21 protein-coding genes are annotated in these 21178 nt (G+C 73.7%); 12 read left to right on the top strand and 9 right to left on the bottom strand.

Annotation, left to right across the window (positions count from 1 at the left end):
• Window positions 1-21: 21 nt before the first annotated feature.
• Window positions 22-1134, bottom strand: a complete 1113-nt coding sequence (locus ACFY15_RS02920; protein ID WP_390685222.1) for a magnesium and cobalt transport protein CorA — start codon at window positions 1132-1134, stop codon at window positions 22-24.
• A 375-nt stretch (window positions 1135-1509) separates the two neighbouring features.
• On the opposite strand from ACFY15_RS02920, the gene ACFY15_RS02915 reads away from it, so the two are divergent.
• The 4 genes from ACFY15_RS02915 to ACFY15_RS02900 all read left to right on the top strand — a co-directional run bounded on the left by ACFY15_RS02915 (window position 1510) and on the right by ACFY15_RS02900 (window position 4587).
• On the top strand, window positions 1510-2094 hold the full coding sequence (locus ACFY15_RS02915; protein ID WP_042811274.1) for a suppressor of fused domain protein: 585 nt from the start codon (window positions 1510-1512) through the stop codon (window positions 2092-2094).
• 83 nt (window positions 2095-2177) lie between these two features.
• Window positions 2178-2819 (top strand): DUF6758 family protein, encoded by a 642-nt coding sequence (locus ACFY15_RS02910; protein WP_390685223.1) that lies wholly within the window; start codon window positions 2178-2180, stop codon window positions 2817-2819.
• A gap of 203 nt (window positions 2820-3022) precedes the next feature.
• A complete protein-coding gene (locus ACFY15_RS02905) occupies window positions 3023-3889 on the top strand; it encodes a PHP domain-containing protein (RefSeq protein ID WP_390685224.1) in 867 nt (288 codons plus the stop codon).
• Between the two features lie 92 nt (window positions 3890-3981).
• Window positions 3982-4587, top strand: coding sequence for a MarC family protein (locus ACFY15_RS02900; protein WP_358894301.1), 606 nt, complete (start codon window positions 3982-3984; stop codon window positions 4585-4587).
• Between the two features lie 66 nt (window positions 4588-4653).
• Here ACFY15_RS02900 and ACFY15_RS02895 read toward each other — a convergent pair whose 3' ends face one another.
• The 3 genes from ACFY15_RS02895 to ACFY15_RS02885 all read right to left on the bottom strand — a co-directional run bounded on the left by ACFY15_RS02895 (window position 4654) and on the right by ACFY15_RS02885 (window position 7827).
• Complete coding sequence (locus ACFY15_RS02895) at window positions 4654-4806, bottom strand: hypothetical protein (RefSeq protein ID WP_007266367.1); 153 nt, start codon at window positions 4804-4806, stop codon at window positions 4654-4656.
• Window positions 4807-4901: 95 nt separating this feature from the next.
• Window positions 4902-5762, bottom strand: a complete 861-nt coding sequence (locus ACFY15_RS02890) for an alpha/beta fold hydrolase (protein ID WP_390685225.1) — start codon at window positions 5760-5762, stop codon at window positions 4902-4904.
• 91 nt (window positions 5763-5853) lie between these two features.
• Window positions 5854-7827 (bottom strand): DEAD/DEAH box helicase, encoded by a 1974-nt coding sequence (locus ACFY15_RS02885; RefSeq protein ID WP_390685226.1) that lies wholly within the window; start codon window positions 7825-7827, stop codon window positions 5854-5856.
• 465 nt (window positions 7828-8292) lie between these two features.
• Here ACFY15_RS02885 and ACFY15_RS02880 point away from each other — a divergent pair, with 465 nt between their 5' ends.
• Window positions 8293-9051, top strand: a complete 759-nt coding sequence (locus ACFY15_RS02880; protein WP_390685227.1) for a ferritin-like fold-containing protein — start codon at window positions 8293-8295, stop codon at window positions 9049-9051.
• Window positions 9052-9083: 32 nt separating this feature from the next.
• Here the strand turns inward: ACFY15_RS02880 and ACFY15_RS02875 are convergent, their stop codons facing one another.
• The 4 genes from ACFY15_RS02875 to ACFY15_RS02860 all read right to left on the bottom strand — a co-directional run bounded on the left by ACFY15_RS02875 (window position 9084) and on the right by ACFY15_RS02860 (window position 10872).
• Window positions 9084-9386, bottom strand: a complete 303-nt coding sequence (locus ACFY15_RS02875) for a hypothetical protein (protein WP_390685228.1) — start codon at window positions 9384-9386, stop codon at window positions 9084-9086.
• Between the two features lie 117 nt (window positions 9387-9503).
• Window positions 9504-9731 (bottom strand): DUF3107 domain-containing protein, encoded by a 228-nt coding sequence (locus ACFY15_RS02870; RefSeq protein ID WP_390685229.1) that lies wholly within the window; start codon window positions 9729-9731, stop codon window positions 9504-9506.
• 120 nt (window positions 9732-9851) lie between these two features.
• Window positions 9852-10499, bottom strand: a complete 648-nt coding sequence (locus tag ACFY15_RS02865) for a TetR/AcrR family transcriptional regulator (protein WP_366452607.1) — start codon at window positions 10497-10499, stop codon at window positions 9852-9854.
• A gap of 157 nt (window positions 10500-10656) precedes the next feature.
• Window positions 10657-10872, bottom strand: coding sequence for a hypothetical protein (locus ACFY15_RS02860; RefSeq protein ID WP_390685230.1), 216 nt, complete (start codon window positions 10870-10872; stop codon window positions 10657-10659).
• 131 nt (window positions 10873-11003) lie between these two features.
• On the opposite strand from ACFY15_RS02860, the gene ACFY15_RS02855 reads away from it, so the two are divergent.
• The 7 genes from ACFY15_RS02855 (at window position 11004) to moeZ (ending at window position 19538) form a co-directional block, all read left to right on the top strand.
• Window positions 11004-11999 (top strand): alpha/beta fold hydrolase, encoded by a 996-nt coding sequence (locus tag ACFY15_RS02855; RefSeq protein WP_390685231.1) that lies wholly within the window; start codon window positions 11004-11006, stop codon window positions 11997-11999.
• A gap of 4 nt (window positions 12000-12003) precedes the next feature.
• Window positions 12004-13395, top strand: coding sequence for a DUF3152 domain-containing protein (locus tag ACFY15_RS02850; RefSeq protein ID WP_390685232.1), 1392 nt, complete (start codon window positions 12004-12006; stop codon window positions 13393-13395).
• A 369-nt stretch (window positions 13396-13764) separates the two neighbouring features.
• Complete coding sequence (locus ACFY15_RS02845; protein WP_390685503.1) at window positions 13765-15429, top strand: DUF3492 domain-containing protein; 1665 nt, start codon at window positions 13765-13767, stop codon at window positions 15427-15429.
• Entirely contained in the window at window positions 15426-16460 is a 1035-nt protein-coding gene (locus ACFY15_RS02840; protein ID WP_390685233.1) for a hypothetical protein, read from the top strand. Before ACFY15_RS02845 ends, ACFY15_RS02840 begins: the two co-directional genes overlap by 4 nt.
• A 79-nt stretch (window positions 16461-16539) precedes the next feature.
• A complete protein-coding gene (locus ACFY15_RS02835) occupies window positions 16540-17553 on the top strand; it encodes an NAD-dependent epimerase/dehydratase (RefSeq protein ID WP_390685234.1) in 1014 nt (337 codons plus the stop codon).
• Window positions 17541-18296, top strand: coding sequence for a spherulation-specific family 4 protein (locus ACFY15_RS02830; RefSeq protein ID WP_390685235.1), 756 nt, complete (start codon window positions 17541-17543; stop codon window positions 18294-18296). The genes ACFY15_RS02835 and ACFY15_RS02830 overlap by 13 nt, the downstream gene beginning before the upstream one ends.
• A gap of 63 nt (window positions 18297-18359) precedes the next feature.
• Window positions 18360-19538 (top strand): adenylyltransferase/sulfurtransferase MoeZ, encoded by a 1179-nt coding sequence (gene moeZ / locus ACFY15_RS02825; RefSeq protein WP_390685236.1) that lies wholly within the window; start codon window positions 18360-18362, stop codon window positions 19536-19538.
• On the opposite strand, the gene ACFY15_RS02820 is transcribed toward moeZ, so the two are convergent.
• A complete protein-coding gene (locus ACFY15_RS02820) occupies window positions 19535-21142 on the bottom strand; it encodes an alpha/beta hydrolase (RefSeq protein WP_390685237.1) in 1608 nt (535 codons plus the stop codon). The two genes, moeZ and ACFY15_RS02820, sit on opposite strands and share 4 nt — an antisense overlap.
• Window positions 21143-21178 lie beyond the last annotated feature (36 nt).

Genomic DNA, 21178 nt, shown 5'->3' with positions numbered 1-21178 from the left:
TAGGCGCTGAGCTCCCGTCCGCTACAGCCAGCCGTTGCGCCGCAGCGTCCGGTGGATGGCGAAGCAGCTGCCCACGATCGCGGCCATCACCATCGGATAGCCGTAGCGCCAGTGCAGCTCCGGCATGTGGTCGAAGTTCATCCCGTACACGCCGCAGATCATCGTGGGCACGGCGACGATCGCCGCCCAGGAGGTGATCTTGCGCATGTCCTCGTTCTGGGCGACGGAGGCCTGGGCCAGGTTCGCCTGGAGGATGGAGTTCAGCAGCTCGTCGAAGCCGATCACCTGCTCGTGCACCCGGGCGAGGTGGTCCGCGACGTCGCGGAAGTACTTCTGGATGTCCGGGTCCACCAGCCGCATGGGCCGCTCGCTCAGCAGCTCCATCGGCCGCAGCAGCGGCGAGACCGCCCGCTTGAACTCCAGCACCTCCCGCTTCAGCTGGTAGATGCGGCCCGCGTCGCCGCCCCGGGCGACGCCCTTGGCGGGCGCGGCGAAGACGGCGCTCTCCACCTCGTCGATGTCGTCCTGCACGGCCGCGGCCACCGCGATGTAGCCGTCCACCACGTGGTCGGCGATCGAGTGCAGCACCGCCGAGGGGCCCCGCACGAGAAGCTCCGGGTCGTCCTGGAGGCGGTGGCGCAGCGTCCGCAGGGAGCCCTGGCCGCCGTGCCGGACGGTGATGACGAAGTCGGGGCCGGTGAAGCACATCACCTCGCCGGTCTCCACGACCTCGCTGGTGGCGGTGAGTTCGGCGTGCTCCACGTAGTGGATCGTCTTGAAGACGGTGAAGAGGGTCTCGTCGTAGCGCTCCAGCTTCGGCCGCTGGTGCGCGTGCACCGCGTCTTCCACGGCGAGCGGGTGCAGGCCGAACGTGGCGGCGATCCCGGCGAACTCGGCCTCGGTGGGCTCGTGCAGCCCGATCCAGGCGAACCCGCCGTCCTCCCGGACCCGGCGCAGCGCCTCACGGGGCGTCAGGCAGTCGCCCTGCGCCCGTCGGCCGTCGCGGTAGACGGCGCAGTCGACCACCGCGCTGCTCGCGGAGGGGTCGCGGGTGGTGTCGTAGCCGGGCTGGACAGGCGTGGACCTGCGCAGTGCCGGACGGACGGCGGCACGGAGGTAGGGCAGCATCGACATGGCAGGCTCCTTCTCGCGCGCGGCTGCGGACCGCACGGGTGGGAGGCCCTCCGGCAGCAGGCGGACAGGCCCGTGCGGACGGAGGGAAACAGGACGGGAGGACAAAGTTCTGCCGTCGCTCTTCTGCTGATCAGAAGATCAAAGGGGGCTGGAGCCACCCTGGAAAGTCGCCGAAGAGCGATTGGTACTGCACGATCGACTTCGGTCCATCGCAGCCCCACCTCCTCCGGCCGGTCCCCCGTGGGGGACGTCCTGTCGCCGGAGCCTGGAAACAACGCTTCTGCGCAGCGGCCCCGACCAGCTGTCAACACTAGCAGCCGACGGATGGTCAAACGCCTGTCTTTACCCGGCGGATAGGAGTTCTATGCTCGCTCCATGGCAGAAATTCCGGCCCTCGTCGAAGCCCGGCTCCGCAGCGCGTTCGGCGAGCCCGACGCCCGCGCCGCCGTCACCTTCCTGGGCACCGACCGTATCGAGGTCCTCCGCTTCGCCGAGGGCGACCTCGTCCGGTACGCGACCCTCGGCATGTCCGCGCATCCCATGACCGACCCGACCGCCGTGGTCGCCGACCCGGTGCGCGGCCCGCGCGCCGAGCTCGTGCTGACCGTACGGGCGGGGCTCGCACCCACCGACAAGGTGCTGCGTCCGCTCGCCGTGCTCGCCGCCTCCCCGGTGGTCGAGGGGCTCGTCGTGGCCCCTGGCGCCTCCCTGGACGTGGGGGAACCGTTGTGGGAGGGGGCGCCGTTCACCTCGGTCCTGGTCGCCGAGCCGGGCGGACTCGTCGAGGACCTCGAACTGGACGAGCCGATGGACCCCGTGCGCTTCCTCCCCCTGCTGCCGATGACGGCGAACGAGGCCGCCTGGAAGCGGGTGCACGGTGCGGCCGCCCTCCAGGAGCGCTGGCTCGCGCGCGGCACGGATCTGCGGGACCCTCTGCGTACGGCCGTCGCACTGGACTGAGCGCGGAGCCCGCGGGTACGGACGCCATCCGGACGGGTGATCGTGTCTTGACGGGGCGCCGGGCGGGGAGGAGCGTGCTTCCTATGAGGGGCGAACCGAGTTGCCCGAAGTGTGGTGGCCGGGTCCGCGCGCCCGGTCTTTTCTCCGACTCCTGGCAGTGCGCCGTGCACGGCCCCGTCCATCCGCTGCAGCCCGTCCTCCCGCCCAGCGTGGAGGGCCTCGGCGTGGTGGCGAACCGGTCCAGGGTGCCGGTGTGGATGCCGTGGCCGCTGCCGGTGGGATGGCTGTTCACCGGGGTGGCGTCCGCCGGTGACGACCGGACCGGCGGCCGGGCCACGGTCGTGGCCTGCACCGGCCCCGGCCCGCTGGGCGGAATGGGCGAGATGCTGCTGGTCGCCGAGGAACTGGGCGTGGGCCTCGGCGCCCGCTTCGCGGGAATCGACGGCCCCGACCCCGGCCCGGGCCTCGACGTCTCGGGTCCACCGCACGTCAAGGTCGTCACCGACGGCCGCCCGACCCCGCTGTGGCACGTGAAGGGGGCCCCGGAGGACCGGGCCGTGTTCGCGGGCGAGGCGCGAGGACTCTGGCTGTGGGCCATCGTCTGGCCGGAGCAGTCGGGTCTCCTGATGTACGACGAACTCGTCCTGGCCGACCTCCGCGACGCGGGCGCCGAAGTCGAACTGGTGCCGTGCGGAGCACTGAGCCCCCGCATCCTGGGGCCCTGAGGGGCGGGGGCCCGCCCGCCACCCCTCGCCGGGGCGATGGCCCGCCCGCCACCCCTCGCCGGGGCGATGGCCCGCCCCCGCCGCGAGCCCCGCACCCCGCCGCGAGCCCCGCACCCCCGCCCCGACGCCCGCGGCTTCCGGCAGGTCGGGGCACGGGTACCCTGGAGTGTCCCCCTCGTCCGCCCGATCCCTGGAGCCCGGCTGTGCGCATCGACCTGCACGCCCACTCCACGGCTTCCGACGGCACCGACACCCCCGCCGAGCTGGTGCGCAATGCCGCCGCGGCGGGGCTGGACGTGGTCGCCCTGACCGACCACGACACCGTCGGGGGATACGCCGAGGCGATCGCGGCCGTGCCGCGGGGCCTCACGCTGGTGACCGGGGCCGAGCTGTCCTGCCGGCTCGACGGGGTGGGGCTGCACATGCTCGCCTACCTCTTCGACCCGCAGGAGCCCGAGCTCGCCCGCGAGCGGGAGCTGGTCCGCGACGACCGCACCCCGCGCGCCCAGGCCGTGATCGGCAAGCTCCAGGAGCTCGGTGTCGGCGTGACCTGGGAGCAGGTCGCCCGGATCGCGGGGGACGGCTCCGTCGGACGCCCGCACATCGCGGCCGCCATGGTCGAGCTGGGGGTCGTCCCCACGGTCTCCGACGCGTTCACCGCGGACTGGCTCGCCGACGGAGGCCGTGCCTACGCCGAGAAGCACGAGCTCGACCCCTTCGACGCCATCCGCCTGGTCAAGGCGGCCGGCGGGGTCACCGTCTTCGCGCACCCCGCCGCCGTCAAGCGCGGCGTGTGCGTGCCCGAGGAGGCGATCGGCGCCCTCGCGGCGGCGGGCCTGGACGGCATCGAGGTGGACCACATGGACCACGACGCCGACACCCGCGCGCGCCTGCGAGGACTGGCCGGGGACCTCGGCCTGCTGACGACCGGCTCCAGCGACTACCACGGCAGCCGCAAGACCTGCCGTCTCGGGGAGTACACCACCGACCCCGAGATCTACGGCGAGATCACGCGCCGTGCGACGGGGGCCTTCCCCGTTCCGGGCACCGGCGGAGACGCCCGCGCCTGAGCGCCGCCGGCCGCTGTGACGCGGTCACCGGGCTCACGCGCGCCCTTCCCCCTCGCCCTTTTTCGTAACACCCCTCTATGCAAGGCATCACTGTGTTCGACTTCGCCGTCTTCGGATCCCTTTTTCTCACGCTTTTTGTGATTATGGACCCGCCGGGCATCACGCCGATCTTCCTCGCCCTGACCTCGGGCCGCCCCGCCAAGGTCCAGCGCCGCATGGCCTGGCAGGCCGTCTGCGTCGCCTTCGGCGTGATCGCGACCTTCGGCATCTGCGGCCAGCAGATCCTGGACTACCTGCACGTCTCCGTCCCGGCGCTGATGATCGCCGGCGGCCTGCTGCTCCTGCTGATCGCGCTCGACCTGCTCACCGGCAAGACCGACGAGCCCAAGCAGACCAAGGACGTGAACGTCGCGCTCGTCCCGCTGGGCATGCCGCTGCTGGCCGGTCCCGGTGCGATCGTCTCCGTCATCCTGGCCGTCCAGAAGGCCGACGGGTTCGGCGGACAGCTCTCCGTCTGGACCGCGATCGCCGCGATGCACGTGGTCCTCTGGCTGACCATGCGCTACTCGCTGGTCATCATCCGGATCATCAAGGACGGCGGCGTCGTCCTGGTCACCCGCCTCGCGGGCATGATGCTGTCGGCCATCGCCGTCCAGCAGATCATCAACGGCGTGCTCCAGGTCGTCCGCGGCGCCTGACCCCGCCCCGCCCCGCGCATGCGAACGCCCCCGTACCGGATCGGTACGGGGGCGTTTCGGGAAGCATCAGGAGGACGCACTCTCGGCCGGTCGGATCAGGATGCGCTGGCCGATGGCGGCCGCCTGCTGCACGATCCGGTTGACGGAGGCCGCGTCCACGACGGTGCTGTCCACGGCGGTTCCGTCGACGTCGTCCAGGCGCAGAATCTCGAAGCGCACGGCTTCTCCCTTCGTCGGTGTTCTCCTTGCACAGGGTTCAACCAGACGCCCCTCAGAAACATTCCCTACGCTAAGGAAATTTTTTCCTTAGCTAACTACCAGGCGGTCGAGGATCGCCAGAAGGCCACTAGAGATCCGGCCGTGACCTGCGGGTTCTCCGCGTTCGGGGAGTGTTCGGCGCCCTCGACCACCACCCGGGAAGCGCCCAGACGGGCGGCCATCTCGTCCATCAGCGGCACCGGCCAGGCGTAGTCGACCACCCCGGACAGCACCAGCTTCGGCAGTGCCACCGCCGCCAGTTCCTCCACCCGGTCCGGCTCCGAGACCAGGATCCGGCCGGTCGTGATCAGCTGCTCCGGGACGGTGGCCAGCCAGCGCCCGCGCAGGAACGCGGCCAGCTCCGGTGCGTCGGGGACGGCGTCGGCGGAGTCGTGGGCCCGCATGGCCTCCCAGACCGCCGGCATGTCCTCCCGCATCGCCTCCAGCGCCGCGACCAGCAGCTTCGTCCGGGTCTGCTGCTCCTCCGCGATCGCGGCGGGGCCGCTGCTCATCAGGGTGAGGGAGGTGAAGGGGGAGGCGTCGCGCAGGACCGCGGCGCGCGAGACCAGCCCGCCCAGGGAGTGGCCGACCAGGTGCAGCGGCGCCGCGCCTCCCAGGGCCCCGGCCTGGGCCAGGACGTCGAGGGCCAGCTCGTGGAGCTCGTAGGCGGACTCCTCGCGCGGGCCGGGGCTCTCGTGCTGCCCGCGCCCGTCGACGGCGACCACCCGGTACCCGGCGGCGGCGAGCGGCTCCAGCAGGGCGATGAAGTCCTCCTTGCTGCCCGTGAACCCGGGGACCAGCAGGGCGGTGCCGTGCACGGGCTCGCCCGCCTCGTGCACGGCGAACTCGCCGCGGGAGGTGGTCAGGCGGTACGCGCGGGCGGCGGGGGGCAGGGTGAGGCGCGGCGGCTTGCTCATGGCCCGAGGCTACCGGCCCGTAGGCCCGGGTACGAGGACGGCCCCGGCCCCCTCGAAAGGGGACCGGGGCCGTACCGTCGTACGCCCGTGCCTACCGGAAGCGGCGGGTCGTGCGGACCGGCTCGCTCGGCGGGGCGATCTGGAACTGCGGCTCGGAGTCCGCGGCGGCCGCCTTGCGGGTCCGGCGGCGGGGCGCGACGGGCGCCTCGTCGATGACCACGGCCGGGATCGGGGTGGCCACGGCCTTGCGGGTCGGGACCCGGCGCGGCCGGACCGGAGCCGACGCCCCGGCGACCGGGGCGGCGGCCCCGGGGGCCTCGGCCGCCGGGGCCTCGGCGACGGCGGCCTTGCGGGTCCGGGTGCGCTTCGGCTTCGCCGGAGCCTCCTCGGCCACGGGAGCCACGGCCACGACCGGGGCCTCGGCCACGGGAGCCTCAACCACGGGGGCCTCAACCACGGGGGCCTCGGCGACCGGGGCCTCCACGGCCGCGGCGGCCTTGCGGGTCCGGGTGCGGCGCGGCCTGACCACCGCCGCCTCCTCGACCGCGACCGCGACCACGGCCGGAGCCGGGGCCTCGACCGCCGGCGCCTCGGCGACGGGGGCCTCGGCCTCGTTGACCGCGGCCACGGCCGCGGCCGTCAGCCGGGTGCGGCGGCGGCGCGGGCGGCGCGTCTCGTCGTCGGCGGGGGCCTCGACGGCCGGGGTCACCGCGGTGGCCGTGGACTCGACCTCGGCGCCTACGTCCGAACCGCCACGGGTGCGGCGGCGCTGGCGCGGCGTACGGGTCCGGGCGGGACGCTCCTCGACCGGAGCGGCGGCGCCGCGGCCGCCACGGCCACCGCGCCCGCCGGTCTCGCCCAGGTCCTCCAGCTCCTCGGCCTTCAGGCCGGCCCGCGTGCGCTCGGCGCGCGGCAGGATGCCCTTGGTGCCGGCCGGGATGCCCAGCTCCTCGTACAGGTGCGGGGAGGTGGAGTACGTCTCGACCGGGTCGTGGAAGTCCAGCTCCAGCGCCTTGTTGATCAGCTGCCAGCGCGGGATGTCGTCCCAGTCGACCAGGGTGACGGCGGTGCCCTTCGCGCCCGCGCGGCCGGTGCGGCCCACACGGTGCAGGAAGGTCTTCTCGTCCTCCGGCGTCTGGTAGTTGATGACGTGGGTCACGCCCTCGACGTCGATGCCGCGCGCGGCGACGTCGGTGCACACCAGCACGTCGACCTTGCCGTTGCGGAATGCGCGCAGCGCCTGCTCACGGGCGCCCTGGCCCAGGTCGCCGTGGACGGCGCCGGAGGCGAAGCCGCGCCGCTCCAGCTGCTCGGCGATGTCGGCGGCCGTGCGCTTGGTACGGCAGAAGATCATCGCGAGCCCGCGGCCGTCGGCCTGGAGGATGCGGGAGACGAGCTCCGGCTTGTCCATGTTGTGCGCGCGGAAGACGTGCTGCTTGATGTTGGCGACCGTCGCGCCCTCGCCGTCCTCGGAGACGGCGCGGATGTGCGTCGGCTGCGACATGTAGCGGCGGGCCAGACCGATGACCGCGCCCGGCATGGTCGCCGAGAACAGCATCGTCTGCCGCTTGGCCGGCAGCAGGTTCATGATCTTCTCGACGTCGGGCAGGAAGCCCAGGTCGAGCATCTCGTCGGCCTCGTCGAGGACGAGGGCCTTGACGCGGGACAGGTCGAGCTTCTTCTGCCCGGCCAGGTCCAGCAGGCGGCCCGGGGTGCCGACGATCACGTCGACGCCCTTCTGGAGCGCCTCGACCTGGGGCTCGTACGCGCGGCCGCCGTATATGGCGAGGACGCGGACGTTGCGGACCTTGCCCGCGGTCAGCAGGTCGTTGGTGACCTGGGTGCACAGCTCGCGGGTCGGAACCACCACGAGGGCCTGCGGGGAGTCGGTGAGCTGCGCGGGCGTGGCCCGGCCGGCCTCGACGTCCGCCGGGACGACGACCCGCTCCAGCAGGGGAAGGCCGAAACCGAGCGTCTTGCCGGTGCCGGTCTTCGCCTGGCCGATGACGTCCGTGCCGGAGAGGGCGACGGGGAGGGTCATCTCCTGGATCGGGAAGGGGGACACGATGCCGACGGCTTCCAGGGCCTCGGCCGTCTCGGGGAAGATCCCGAGTTCTCGGAACGTAGTCAGGGTGCTGCCTCTTCTGTGAGACGCGGCGCGAGGCGGCGAGGGGGGTCCTACCGTGCCGGGCTTGCGGTACTGCGCCCGCCCGGGGTGGGGCGGGTCGTACGAAGCTGCGCGGGACCACTGCCATCGCTCAGGCGCTCATGCCGCTGAGGGGGCCCCTCGTGGAGGCGGTACGCATGGGCGCACTCCCCGCTACGAGGGCGGTCGGGTGGAGCCGATCGGGCCACCGACCGGGCATCCTCATTCGGATGGCCCGCCGAGTATTCGGCAGGCGCATTACCACTGTACCCCGGAATCGCGCAGGTGTGTCGGGTGAATTCACCACGTAGGCGGGTTTACACGGAACGGGAGCACGGAGGAGTGGTGCCTTGTCCGGCCTTTCGGCGGGCTATTGTGCGGAGCATGTCGACCGTTGAAAACGCATCTCCCGCCGACGACAACGCCCAGGCCGGGGCGCAGGGCATCGCCGCCCAGGACTGGGCGACGGCCTCTGCCTCCCCGCAGTACCGGGCCGCCGTCGTGGACCTCCTCGGCGCGCTGGCGTACGGAGAGCTCGCGGCCTTCGAGCGCCTGGCGGAGGACGCGAAGCTCGCGCCCACCCTGGGCGACAAGGCCGAGCTGGCGAAGATGGCCTCCGCCGAGTTCCACCACTTCGAGCGGCTGCGCGACCGGCTCGCGGCGATCGACGCCGAGCCCACCGCCGCGATGGAGCCCTTCGCGAAGGGCGTGGACGACTTCCACCGCCAGACCGCCCCCTCCGACTGGCTGGAGGGCCTGGTCAAGGCCTACGTCGGCGACTCGATCGCCAGCGACTTCTACCGCGAGGTCGCCACCCACCTCGACACCGACACCCGCGCCCTGGTCGTCGGCGTCCTCGACGACACGGGCCACGGCGGCTTCGCCGTCGAGAAGGTGCGCGCCGCCATCGACGCGGACCCGCGCGTCGGCGGCCGGCTCGCGCTGTGGGCGCGCCGCCTGATGGGCGAGGCCCTCTCGCAGGCCCAGCGCGTGGTGGCTGAGCGCGACGCGCTGTCCACCATGCTGGTCGGCGGCGTGGACGGGATGGCGGCTGGCTTCGACCTGGCGGCCGTCGGCGAGATGTTCACCCGGATCACCAAGGCCCACACCAAGCGCATGGCCGCCCTCGGCCTCGCGGCCTAGGGTTCCCCGGCCACGGTCGTCCGCGCCCGCCCTCAGCTCCGCGACGGGAGTGAAAACGGAGGACGGCGCGGACCCCGGCCGCCCCCGGCGGCCGGGCGCAGCAGCAGGGACAGCACGACGGCCGACACCCCGAGTCCGCCCAGCAGGGTCGCGAACAGGGTGTTGTGCCCCGGCCCCAGCGACATGTGCGTCAGATAGGCCCCGAAAAGGGCGCCCGTCACCCCGCTGACCAGCACCGTTCTGGTGGAGGGAAGTCGCTTCGAGAGCAGGCGCACGGCCACGCCCGCGAGGGCGAGGCCCAGCAGGCCGGAGCCGACCGCCTCCATCAGCATCATCTGGTCACTCCCCTACGTCAGGGCACACCGGGTCACTGCGGTCCTACCCGAAGCGGAAGATACGGAAACGGCCCGGCGGATCCATCCGCCGGGCCGCTCCAGTCGTACTCCGGTGCCTCAGAGCGCTCCGAAACCGACCTTGCGCTGCGCCGGCTCGCCCAGGTCGACGTACGCCAGACGGTCGGACGGCACCAGGACCTTGCGGCCCTTGACGTCGGTCAGGCTCAGCAGCGGCGCGATGCCGGTCAGCGCTTCGGCGACGATGCTCTCCAGCTCCTCGGCGCTCAGGCCGCTCTCCAGCACGATCTCCCGGGGTGCGTGCTGCACGCCGATCTTGACCTCCACGGCTTTGTCCCTCCGACGGTCCGGTTCGCGCGATCAGCCGCGCCGTACCCGGTCCACATTAGCCCGGTGAGGGGACACGATCGGCTCGCGGCGGACACGCTCGCAGCGAACAGCGGCCGGTCAGGCCTCCGCGGCCTCCGTGCCGTGCAGCGGGAAGCCCGCGATGCCGCGCCAGGCGAGGGAGGTCAGCAGGCCCACCGCCGTGTCGCGGGCGACCGGGCTCTCGCTCGACAGCCAGTACCGGGCCACGACCTGCGAGACCCCGCCCAGGCCCACGGCCAGGAGCATCGACTCGTCCTTGGACAGTCCGGTGTCCTCGGCGATCACGTCGGAGATGGCCTCCGCGCACTGGAGCGAGACGCGGTCGACGCGTTCGCGCACCGCCGGCTCGTTGGTCAGGTCCGACTCGAACACCAGGCGGAACGCGCCGCCCTCGTCCTCGACGTAGGCGAAGTAGGCGTCCATCGTCGCCGCCACGCGCAGCTTGTTGTCGCTGGTGGACTCCAGCGCCCCGCGCACCGCCTGGAGCAGGTTCTCGCAGTGCTGGTCCAGCAGCGCCAGGTACAGGTCGAGCTTGCCGGGGAAGTGCTGGTAGAGCACCGGCTTGCTGACACCCGCCCGCTCCGCGATGTCGTCCATGGCCGCAGCGTGGTAACCCTGCGCGACGAACACCTCCTGGGCAGCGCCCAGCAGCTGGTTGCGCCGGGCACGGCGCGGCAGTCGCGTACCCCGCGGACGCGCTGCCTCGGTCTGCTCGATGGCTGTCACGCCGCCTCCCACTTTCTCTAAGAACACAGTGCGCTCTGCGCCGCGCCGCCATCGTACTTTTCGGTAACCGAATCTGGTGGGTTCAAGCCCAGTTTTCTCGCTGTGCGGACGGCCTGGGCACACCCCGGACACGCTGGTCAGCGCCTGTCAGATGCTGTCAGCGGTAGTCCTCCTCGTCCAGGGGTACCACCCGGGCCTGCTCGGCGGCGTCCGCCTCGGGGGCCTCCCCCCGGTCCGCTCCGGCGAGCGGGTCGTCCTCCTGCGGCTGGATGTCGGTGAGCTGTTCGGCGGCGTCCGCCTCCGGAGCCTCGGCGTCGGGCGGGTCCGCGAGCCGGTCCCGGAAGGTGTCCGGTTCGGCAGGATCGACAGTCATTCCACTCGCCTCGCCTTCGCTCGTTCACATACGAGCCTAGGAGTATGAGGAGTCCGCCGCCAGGCGGTCCTGTGACCGCGAACACAAAGGATCACAGAGGGGCGAGCGTGATCGTCTCGTAACATTGGCCCATGTCTTCGACCGAGCTGCCGGGCGTACGGTCCACCGCCGAGCCGATCTCCCAGGTGGGAGCCGTCCGGCTGGGCGACGGAGAGGGGCTGCGCACCGTCGCGCTGCCGGGCCTGGAGATGAACGTACGTTTCCGGCCACCGCAGCGGGAGGGTCTGCCGCCCGCGCTGTTCGTGCACGGACTCGGCGGATCCTCCCAGAACTGGTCGGCGCTCATGGAGCAGCTGGCCGGCGCCGTCGACGGCGAGGCGCTCGACCTGCCCGGCTTCGGCTGGTCCGCGCCGCCCGCCGACCGCGACTACTCGATCACGGCGATGGCCCGCGCCGTCATCCGGCACCTCGACGCCGCGGGACGCGGCCCGGTCCACCTGTTCGGCAACTCCCTTGGCGGCGCCGTCTCCACCCGCGTCGCGGCGGTCCGCCCCGACCTCGTGCGCACGCTGACGCTGGTCTCGCCCGCGCTGCCCGAGCTGCGGGTGCAGAGCTCGGCCGTGCCCACCGCCCTGCTGGCCCTGCCCGGCGCGCCCGCCCTGCTCGGGCGCCTCACCCGGCACCTGACGGCCGAACAGCGCACCCAGGGGGTGACGGCCCTCTGTTACGGAGACCCCTCACGGGTGACACCGGAAGGCTTCCGCGGCGCCGTCGAGGAGATGGAACGGCGCATGGCCCTCCCGTACTTCTGGGAGGCGATGAGCCGTTCCTCGCGCGGAATCGTCGACGCCTACACCCTCGGCGGTCAACACGGGCTGTGGCGCCAGGCGCAGCGCGTGCTCGCGCCGACGCTGCTGGTCTACGGTGGCCGGGACCAGCTGGTCTCGTACCGTATGGCGCGCAAGGCCGCCGCGGCCTTCCGGGGTTCGCGGCTGCTGAGCCTGCCCGAGGCCGGACACGTGGCGATGATGGAGTACCCCGAGGTGGTGGCCGCCGCCTTCCGGGAGCTGCAGCGCGACACCGCCGCCCGGGACACCGACCGAGACACCGCAGACGGCAAGGGCTGAGGACGTGGGACGACATAGTCGCAAGGCCCCCGCCCCCGCACGTCCGCAGCCGGCGCCCGCACCGTCGCCGCGCGGGCCCGGGCCGGACGGACCGTACGCAACCGATCCCCACGCGGCCGACCCCTACCCGCCGCAGGCCCGTCCGCAGCCGCAGGCAGGGCCGCACGAGCCCGCGCCGCAGGCGCCCGCCGGGCAGGGGGAGCCGGGCGGACGCCGCCGGTCCGCCGAGCCCGCCGTCGTGCACCAGGGCTACGCCCCGCCCGCGGCCCGCCCCGGCGGCCACCCCGAACAGCGCGAGGAGGGCGGTGCCTGGGGCGCGGCAGCGGCCCCCGCCTCCCCGTACGGGGCCCGGCGCGGCACCCCCCGCGCCGCCGCGCCCGCCGCACCCCCGGCCCGGGACACCGACACCCCGGCCTTCGGAACCCCCGCGGCAGGCTTCCCCCGGATCGCCGAACAGCCCCAGGCCCCCGCGCCCGGGGCCGCGCCCGACCCCCTCACCTCCACCGGCTCCCACCGCCGCGTGCCCGGCCCCCGCACGCCCGAGGCCCCCGACGCCGACCGGCCCGCGAACGGCCGCGCCACCCGGATCCGCACCTACACCGGGATCGCCGCGCTGGCCGTCACCGCCGTGCTCGCCGTCGTCGTCGCGGGCCAGGTCACCACCGAGGGCGACCCGGCCGCCTCCGGCGCTCGCGCCGCCGGGGACGACGCACCCCAGCGGCCCCTCGGCGACAAGGCCGCCTCCCGCTCCGACGGCCGCCCCACCCCCGCCTCCCCGCCGTCCGCGCAGCCGCTGACGTACGAGCAGCAGATGGCACAGCAGCTGCCCATCGACGCCAGACTCACCGGCACGGGCGTCTTCGACACCGTCCCCGGTATCGCCAAGGCCCCCGGCAAGGGCAAGGTCGTGCGCTACCGCGTGGACGTCGAGCAGGGCCTCGGCATGGACCCGCAGCTCTTCGCGGAGGCCGTCCAGCGCACCCTCAACGACCCGCGCAGCTGGGGCCACGACGGTGCGATGACCTTCGAGCGGGTGCCGGACGGCAAGGCCGACTTCGTCATCACCCTGGCCAGCCCCGGCACCACCGGCGCGTGGTGCGCCAAGTCCGACCTGGACACCACCATCGACAACGTCTCCTGCGACTCCGCCAGCACCGAACGCGTGATGGTCAACGCCTTCCGCTGGGGGCAGGGATCGCCGACCTACGGCGCCGACCAGATGCTCGCCTACCGGCAGATGCTCATCAACCACGAGGTCGGCCACCGGCTCGGACACGGGCACGAGAGCTGCGGGAAACCGGGCTCACTCGCACCGATCATGCAGCAGCAGACGAAATCCCTCGACATCGACAACATTCACTGTCTGCCCAACCCATGGGTATTTCCCGGGAACTGACCGGACGAGGCGGAGGGGCGGCCTCTTCTCCTGCCCTCGAAGTCACCTCCGCAGGGCCCAGACGAGGTCTACGGGCGGCCCGCCCACCCCTGCACCCGGCAGCTCCTCGACGCCGTGCCCGCACCGGACCCGGCGCTCGCCGCCCGGCGCCGCCCGGCCCGGCAGGAGGTGTACGCGTAGCGCCCCGAACACGTCCTTCCTAGCGCGCTCGAACGCGAACCGTACGGGAAAGTTACGACTCTTCACCCCTTCCGGTGGCGCGGCGGACAACCGTCCGCCGCGCCACCGGCGCATCCGCTTGAGTTCTCCCGCAGCGGGTCACCGGGCCTGCGGCGACCGCCAGGAATCGGGAGAACGGGGGTGCCACTCGTGCGGATCGGACTGCTCACCGAAGGTGGTTATCCGTATGCGGCCGCGGAGGCGGGGCTCTGGTGCGACCGGCTCGTGCGCGGACTTCCGCAGCACGAGTTCGAGCTCTACGCGCTGAGCCGCAGCGCCGAACAGGAGGCGCGCGGGCGGGTACCGCTCCCGCAACACGTCACCCGTGTGCGCACCGCCCCGCTGTGGGCCCCCGCCGACGACGGCCGCACCCACGCGCGCCGCGAGCGGCGGCACTTCGCCGACTGCTTCCGGGAGCTGGTGCGCGGCATCTGCGGCGGCGCCACCGCAGGCCCGGAGTCCGCCGAGGCCTTCGCGGCCGGGCTCCACGGGCTCGCCGACCTCGCCCGCGCGCACGGCGGGATGTACGCGGCCCTGCGCTCGGAGACCGCCGTACGGGCCCTGGAGGCCGGATGCCGGGCCCCCGGAGCGGGCCGGGCCGTACGGGCGGCACGCGTCCCCGACCTGCTGGAGTTCGCCGACGAACTGGAGCGCCTGCTGCGGCCGCTGTCCCTCGACTGGTACGGGGACCGCGGGCTCGGAGCCGTCGACGTCTGCCATGCCGCCGCCGGCGGGCCGGCCGCCCTCCCCGGACTGTTGGCCAAACGCTTCTGCGGGGTCCCGCTGCTGGTCACCGAGTACGGGGTCCAGCTGCGCGCCCACTACCTGGACCAGGGTCCCGGCGGGCCCTCCGGGCCCGCGGGGGCCGCCAGGCCGGCCGTCCGCGCCCTGCTCGCCGCCTTCCACGTCCGGCTGGCCTGGGAGATCTACACCCGCGCCGACCTGCTGACCCCCGGCAACGCCCACGCCCGCCGCTGGCAGGAGCGCTGCGGCGCGCCCCGCGAGCGGGTGCGGACCGTGTACCCGGGGATGGAGGCGGACCGATTCGCCGCCGTCGGCGAGGACCCCGGCTGCGGGGACCCCGACACCCTCGTGTGGGTCGGGCGGGTGGAGCCGGCCAAGGACCTGATCGGCCTGCTGCACGCCTTCGCGGAGATCCGCCGGGCCGCGCCGCGGACCCGGCTGCGGATCTTCGCCACGGCCGCCGCCCCGGGATACCTGGCCGACTGCCGCTCGCTGGCCGCACAGCTCTTCCCCGACGAGGCCGCCGACGCGCGGACGGCCGGGGAGAACCCCGTCGCCTTCGAGGAGATCGGCGGACCCGAGGCGCCCTCGGCCGCGGACGCCTACGCGGCCGGGCGGATCGTGCTGCTGTCCTCGGTGATCGAGGGCTTCCCCCTCACCCTGGCCGAGGCGATGCTGTGCGGCCGGGCCACCGTGTCCACGGACGTCGGCGCCGTCTGCGAGGTCATCGGCGGCACCGGGCTCGTCGTCCCCCCGCGCAACCCCCGCGCCCTGGCCGACGCCTGCCTCGCCCTGCTCGGCGACCCCGAACGGGCCCAGCGGCTCGGTGCGGCGGCGCGGGCACGGGCGCTGGAGCTGTTCACCGTAGAACAGAACGTGGAGGCCTTCCGTGAGAGCTACCTGAGGCTCCTGGCCAAGGGCTCCTCGCGGGGGGAGGGCGGGGTCCCGTTCGGTCTGCCGGCGGAGGCGCGGCTCCCGGGCCACTGGACGACCCCGACCTGGATCGCCGCCGAGCCGGTCGAGCCGGTCGAGCCGGTCGAGCCGGCCGGGATCGAGGAGGCGGCGGTATGACGGCGTCGGACATCGCGGGCACGGCGCCGCTGCCGGGGCCCCTGCCGCCGGGCGGCCCCCCGGCCACCGCCGGGGCTGCGCCCGGCGCCACGGACGCCGCCGGGGCCCGACGGGGCGGGGCCGGACCGCGCGGCGCCGGAGCCGGCGGGGACCGCGGCCAGGAGGGGGCTGCGCCGCGGCCCGGGCTCCGGGGCGCGGATCCCGTCAAAGCGCTGCTGCACCGGCACAGGGAGCTCTGCGCGCGGGCCGTCGACCCATTGGAGATCGCCGCCGGGCTGGAGGCGCACGGGATCACCGACCGGACCGCCGCGCGGTTCCGGCACCGGGACGTCTTCTCGCTCGCCGAGGAGCTGTACGCGCGGACCCCGCGCGGGGAGGAGCCCTCCGACGGGCCCGCCCCCGTCCCGGCCGGGGACCGGGCGGGGATGCGCCGCTTCGGGTGCGCCCTGCTGCCCGGCGCCCTCGGGTGCGCGGCGGCCGCCGCCGGGCTGCCGTGGGCGGGGCTCCTCGCGGGGCTGCTCGCCGCCGCCGCGCTGGTGTGGCCCGGCCGGGCCGCCGGGGGCCGCTTCCCCTGGACCGCCCACCTGCTCGCGGCGGCCGCCGCCGGCGCGGCCGTCCACCGCTACGGCCCCGCCCTCGGCCCGGCCCTCGCGCTGGCCGTGGCCCCCGGCCACCTCACCGCCGCCCTCTACTCCGTCCGGGTCCGGCGCCGGCTCGCCGGGAGCCGGGCCCTGGACGAGTTCGCCGCCGGGGCCCGGCCCCTGGCGGCCGGAGCGCTCCTGCTGTTCGCCGCGGCCGCCACGGGGGCCGCCGCGCTCGCCGGAGCCGCCCCGGCGACGGCCGTACCGCTCGCGGTGCTGCTGTTCCTGGTCCGGCTCCTCCTCGGCCACGGCGTCCACCGCGCACCGGTGGCCGCGGCCCTGGCGCTCGCCCTGGTCCCCGGCCCGGTCGCGGTGCACGCGGCCGTCGCGGGGCTTTTCGTACACGCCCTCACCGCGCTCTCCCGTGCCTCCGCACACGCGCGTCCCTGAGCGCCGTACCCCCTACCGACCCCACCCACCCAAGGAGAAACAGGATGACCGGCCAGCCAACCAACCGAGGGGCCGCGCGATGAGGGTGCTGCTGATCGGAGCCAACGGTTACCTCGGCCGCTACGTCGCGGACCGGCTGCTCGCCGACCCCGCCGTCCAGCTCACCGCGCTCGGCCGTGGCGACGACGCCGACGTCCGCTTCGACCTCGCCACCGGCAGTCCCGGCGCCCTCACCCGCTTCCTGGACGCCGTGCACCCCGGCGTGGTCATCAACTGCGCGGGCGCCACCCGGGGCGGAGCCCGCGAACTCACCCGGCACAACACCGTCGCCGTCGCCACCATCTGCGAGTCCCTGCGCCGCAGCGGCTGCGGGGCCCGCCTCGTCCAGCTCGGCTGCGCCGCCGAGTACGGGCCCAGCCAGCCCGGCTCGTCCACGGCCGAGGACGCCGTCCCGAGACCCGGCGGACCGTACGGGGTCAGCAAGCTCGCCGCCACCGAGCTGGTGCTCGGCTCCGGGCTGGACGCCGTCGTCCTGCGGGTCTTCTCGCCCGTCGGTCCCGGCACCCCGGCCGGCTCCCCGCTCGGCCGGCTCGCCGAGGCCATGCGGCGCGCCATGCAGTCCGGGGACGGGGAGCTCAAGCTCAGCGGGCTCGGCGTGCAGCGCGACTTCGTCGACGTACGGGACGTGGCCCGGGCCGTGCACGCCGCCTCCCTGTCCGCCGCCCAGGGCGTGGTCAACATCGGCACCGGGCGCGCGGTCCGGCTGCGCGACGCCGCGGCCGTCCTCGCCCGGGTCGCCGGCTACGGCGGCGCCCTCAACGAGCTGGACGTCCCGCACGGCGGACCGCACAACGCCCCGCACGGCCACCCCGGCCGCCCGCAGGGCCTGCCCGGCATCGGCTCGCCCCGCTCCGAGGCCACCGCCGAACAGCTCGCGACCGCGGCCCCCCAGCCGTACCCGTACCCCGACGGCTGCGGCGCCTGGCAGCAGGCGGACGTCCGCACCGCCCGGGACCGGCTCGGCTGGCGGCCCCGGATCAACCTCGAGGAATCCCTCGCGGACATCTGGATGGAGGCGGCGTGCCGCATCTGACCACCCCGCCCGGGGTCACCGCGGCCGCCGCCACCGAGTCCGGCCGGCTCGGCCTGGGCATCCCCGGCTACGCGCACCCGCTGCTCGCCCCCGTGGAATGGGCCGAACTGACCCGCCCCGGCACCCCGCTGCACTGGGCCGTGCTCAACGTCGCCGACGGCCCCGGCGGCCGCCCCGATCCGCACTGCACCGAGGCGGCCGCGAGGCTCCGGGGCGCGGGCGGCACCGTTCTCGGCCACCTCGCCCTGCGCGGCGGCACCCGGAACTTCGGGGAGCTGGTCTCCGACGCCCACCGCTTCCGGGACTGGTACGGCGTCGGCGGCTTCTACCTGGCCGAGGCCCCCTCGGACCGGCCGGAGCTCGCCGCCACCCAGCGGCTCACCGACGCCCTGCGGGGGCTCGGGGAGGACCTGCGGATCGTGCTCGGGCACGGCACGCACCCGTGCGAGGGCTACCTGAAGGCCGCCGACCAGCTGGTGACCTTCTCCGGGTCCTGGACCGACTACCGCTGGTCGCAGGTGGCGGAGTGGACGGCCGACCACGCGCCGGAGCGGTTCTGCCACCTCGTCCACGGGGTGCCCCGCACCCATCTGGAGGAGGCGCTCCGCATCGCCCGCTGGCAGGGCGCCGGAACCATCTGGTTCACCGACCGGCGCGCGACCCCCGACCGGGACCCGTGGGAGTCGATGCCCGCGTACTGGGACGAATTCGTCTCACGGATCGGACCGGGTGTCTCGGAATGAAGAAGGGCGTGGCAGTGTTACGGGGAGAACCACCGTTCAGACTTACCCATCTACGGAGTCCCCGTGTCGCTGCCACCCCTGGTCGAGCCGGCTGCTGAGCTCACCGTTGACGAGGTCCGTCGGTACTCCCGCCACCTGATCATCCCGGATGTCGGGATGGACGGCCAGAAGCGTCTGAAGAACGCCAAGGTGCTGGCCGTGGGCGCGGGCGGCCTCGGCTCGCCCGCCCTCATGTACCTGGCCGCGGCCGGTGTCGGCACGCTGGGCATCGTGGAGTTCGACGAGGTCGACGAGTCGAACCTGCAGCGCCAGATCATCCACAGCCAGTCGGACATCGGCCGCTCCAAGGCCGAGTCCGCCCGCGACAGCGTGCTGGGCATCAACCCGTACGTGAACGTGGTCCTTCACGAAGAGCGGCTCGAGGCCGAGAACGTGATGGAGATCTTCAGCCAGTACGACCTCATCGTCGACGGCACGGACAACTTCGCCACGCGCTACCTGGTCAACGACGCCTGCGTGCTGCTCAACAAGCCGTACGTGTGGGGCTCGATCTACCGCTTCGACGGCCAGGCCTCCGTGTTCTGGTCCGAGCACGGGCCCTGCTACCGCTGCCTCTACCCGGAGCCCCCGCCGCCGGGCATGGTCCCGAGCTGCGCCGAGGGCGGCGTCCTCGGCGTGCTCTGCGCGTCCATCGGCTCCATCCAGGTCACCGAGGCCGTCAAGGTCCTCACCGGCGTCGGCGAGCCGCTCGTCGGCCGCCTGATGATCTACGACGCCCTGGAGATGCAGTACCGCCAGGTCAAGGTCCGCAAGGACCCCGACTGCGCTGTCTGCGGTCCGAACGCGACCGTCACCGAGCTCATCGACTACGAGGCCTTCTGCGGTGTCGTCTCGGAGGAGGCCCAGGAGGCCGCCGCCGGCTCGACGATCACTCCCAAGCAGCTCAAGGAGTGGATCGACGAGGGCGAGCAGATCGAGATCATCGACGTCCGCGAGAAGAACGAGTACGAGATCGTCTCGATCCCCGGCGCGAAGCTGGTCCCCAAGGGCGAGTTCCTGATGGGCACCGCCCTCCAGGACCTCCCGCAGGACAGGCGGATCGTCTTGCACTGCAAGACGGGTGTCCGCAGTGCGGAAGTCCTCGCGGTCCTCAAGAGCGCGGGCTTCGCGGACGCCGTCCACGTCGGCGGCGGCGTGATCGGCTGGGTCCACCAGATCGAGCCCGAGAAGCCGGTCTACTAGGCCTGCCCCGGAGGGGTCGTACCGCTCGACGGTACGACCCCTTCGTCGTTCGCCGTCCCGGGGGTGCACACGGCGTTCGCTCCCGGCACCTTCCCGTCCAGCAGGTAGGAGTTCACCGCCCGCTGCACGCACGGGTCGCCGCTGTTGTACGCGCCGTGCCCCTGGCCCTTGTACGTCAGCTCCACGCCCACGCCCTTGCCCAGCCGCTCCACCATGTTGCGCGCGCCCTCGTACGGGGTGGCGGGGTCACCGGTGTTGCCGACGACCAGGATCGGGGCGGAGCCCGGGGCGGAGACGTCCGGGGTCTGCCAGGCCCCGGGCACCGGCCAGCCGGTGCAGCTCAGCAGCGCCCAGCCCAGGAAGTCCCCGAAGACCGCGGAGGTCTTGCGGAACTGCGGCAGCTTCGCCTTGGTCTCCGCCAGGCTGTACCGGTCCTTGGAGTCCGCGCAGCTGACGGCGGTGTTGGCGGCGCCGATGTTGCTGTAACGGCCCTGCTGGTCCCGCCCGTTGAGGGCGTCGGACAGGGCCATCAGCAGCTGCCCCTGCCCGCCTTCGGCCTCGTCCAGGCCCTGTTCCAGCAGTGGCCACAGCTCCTTCGAGTACAGGGCCTGCGCGATGCCGTTGGTGGCCATCGTCTCGGTGAGCATCCGGTCGCCGATGCCGGGGATGGGCTTGGCCGCCAGCGCCTTCTGCAGCTTGACGATGTTCGCCTCGACCTCCTTGGCGGTCGTGCCCGGGAGCCGGCACTGCTCGCCCCGGTCCACGCAGTCCTGGGCCCAGTTGTCGAGGGCCAGTTGGAAGCCCCTCGCCTGGCCGAGGGCGCCCTGCGCGGAGTCCTTGGTCGGGTCCACGACCGCGTCGAAGACGGCCCGGCCGACGTTCTTGGGGAAGAGGTGGGCGTAGACCCCGCCCAGCTCGGTGCCGTAGGAGATGCCGAAGTAGTTCAGCTTCTCGTCGCCGAGGGCCTGGCGGATGCGGTCGAGGTCGCGGGCGGCGTTCTCGGTGCCCACGTACGGGAGCACCTTGCCGGAGCGGGTCTTGCAGGCCTCCTGGTACCTGCGGAGCCCGTCGGTGAAGGCCTTCTCCTGCGCCGGGGTGGCGGGGGAGGAGTCCTGTCCGTAGTACGCGTCCAGCTGCTTGTCGTTCTCGCAGAGGACCGGAGCGCTGCGGCCGACCCCGCGCGGGTCGAAGCTCACCAGGTCGTACCGGTCGCGCAGGGCCGCGTAGTCCTTGGCGGCGCCGGGCAGGGTGGTGATCCCGGAGCCGCCGGGGCCGCCGAAGTTGAAGACGAGCGATCCGAGCCGCTCCTTGGGCTTCCTGGCCTTCGCCCGGATCAGGGCGATGGGGATGGTCTCCCCCTCGGGCTTGGCGTAGTCGAGCGGTACCCGGAGGGTGGCGCACTGCCAGTCCGCGGGCGGGGCCTGCCCGCCGCCCTGGGCGGCGTCCGGTGCCTCGCACTCCCCCCACTTGAGGGGCGGCGTGTCCATGGCGCCCCCCGACGGGGCCTTGCGCAGCCCGGCTTGCCCACCCGAACAGGCGCAGGTGGTGAGCAGCGCGGCGGCGACGGCAGCGGCTGCGGCGGTCCGGAGGGCGATCGTCGGCATACCCCCATCGTGGGCGCCCGCCCCGCGCTCCGCCCG

The organism is Streptomyces sp. NPDC001373 (assembly GCF_042895815.1).
In the GTDB taxonomy this organism is placed as follows: Bacteria; Actinomycetota; Actinomycetes; order Streptomycetales; family Streptomycetaceae; genus Streptomyces.
The sequence above is the reverse complement of the archived record's forward strand: the minus strand, read 5'-3'. Positions and strand labels throughout refer to the sequence as shown.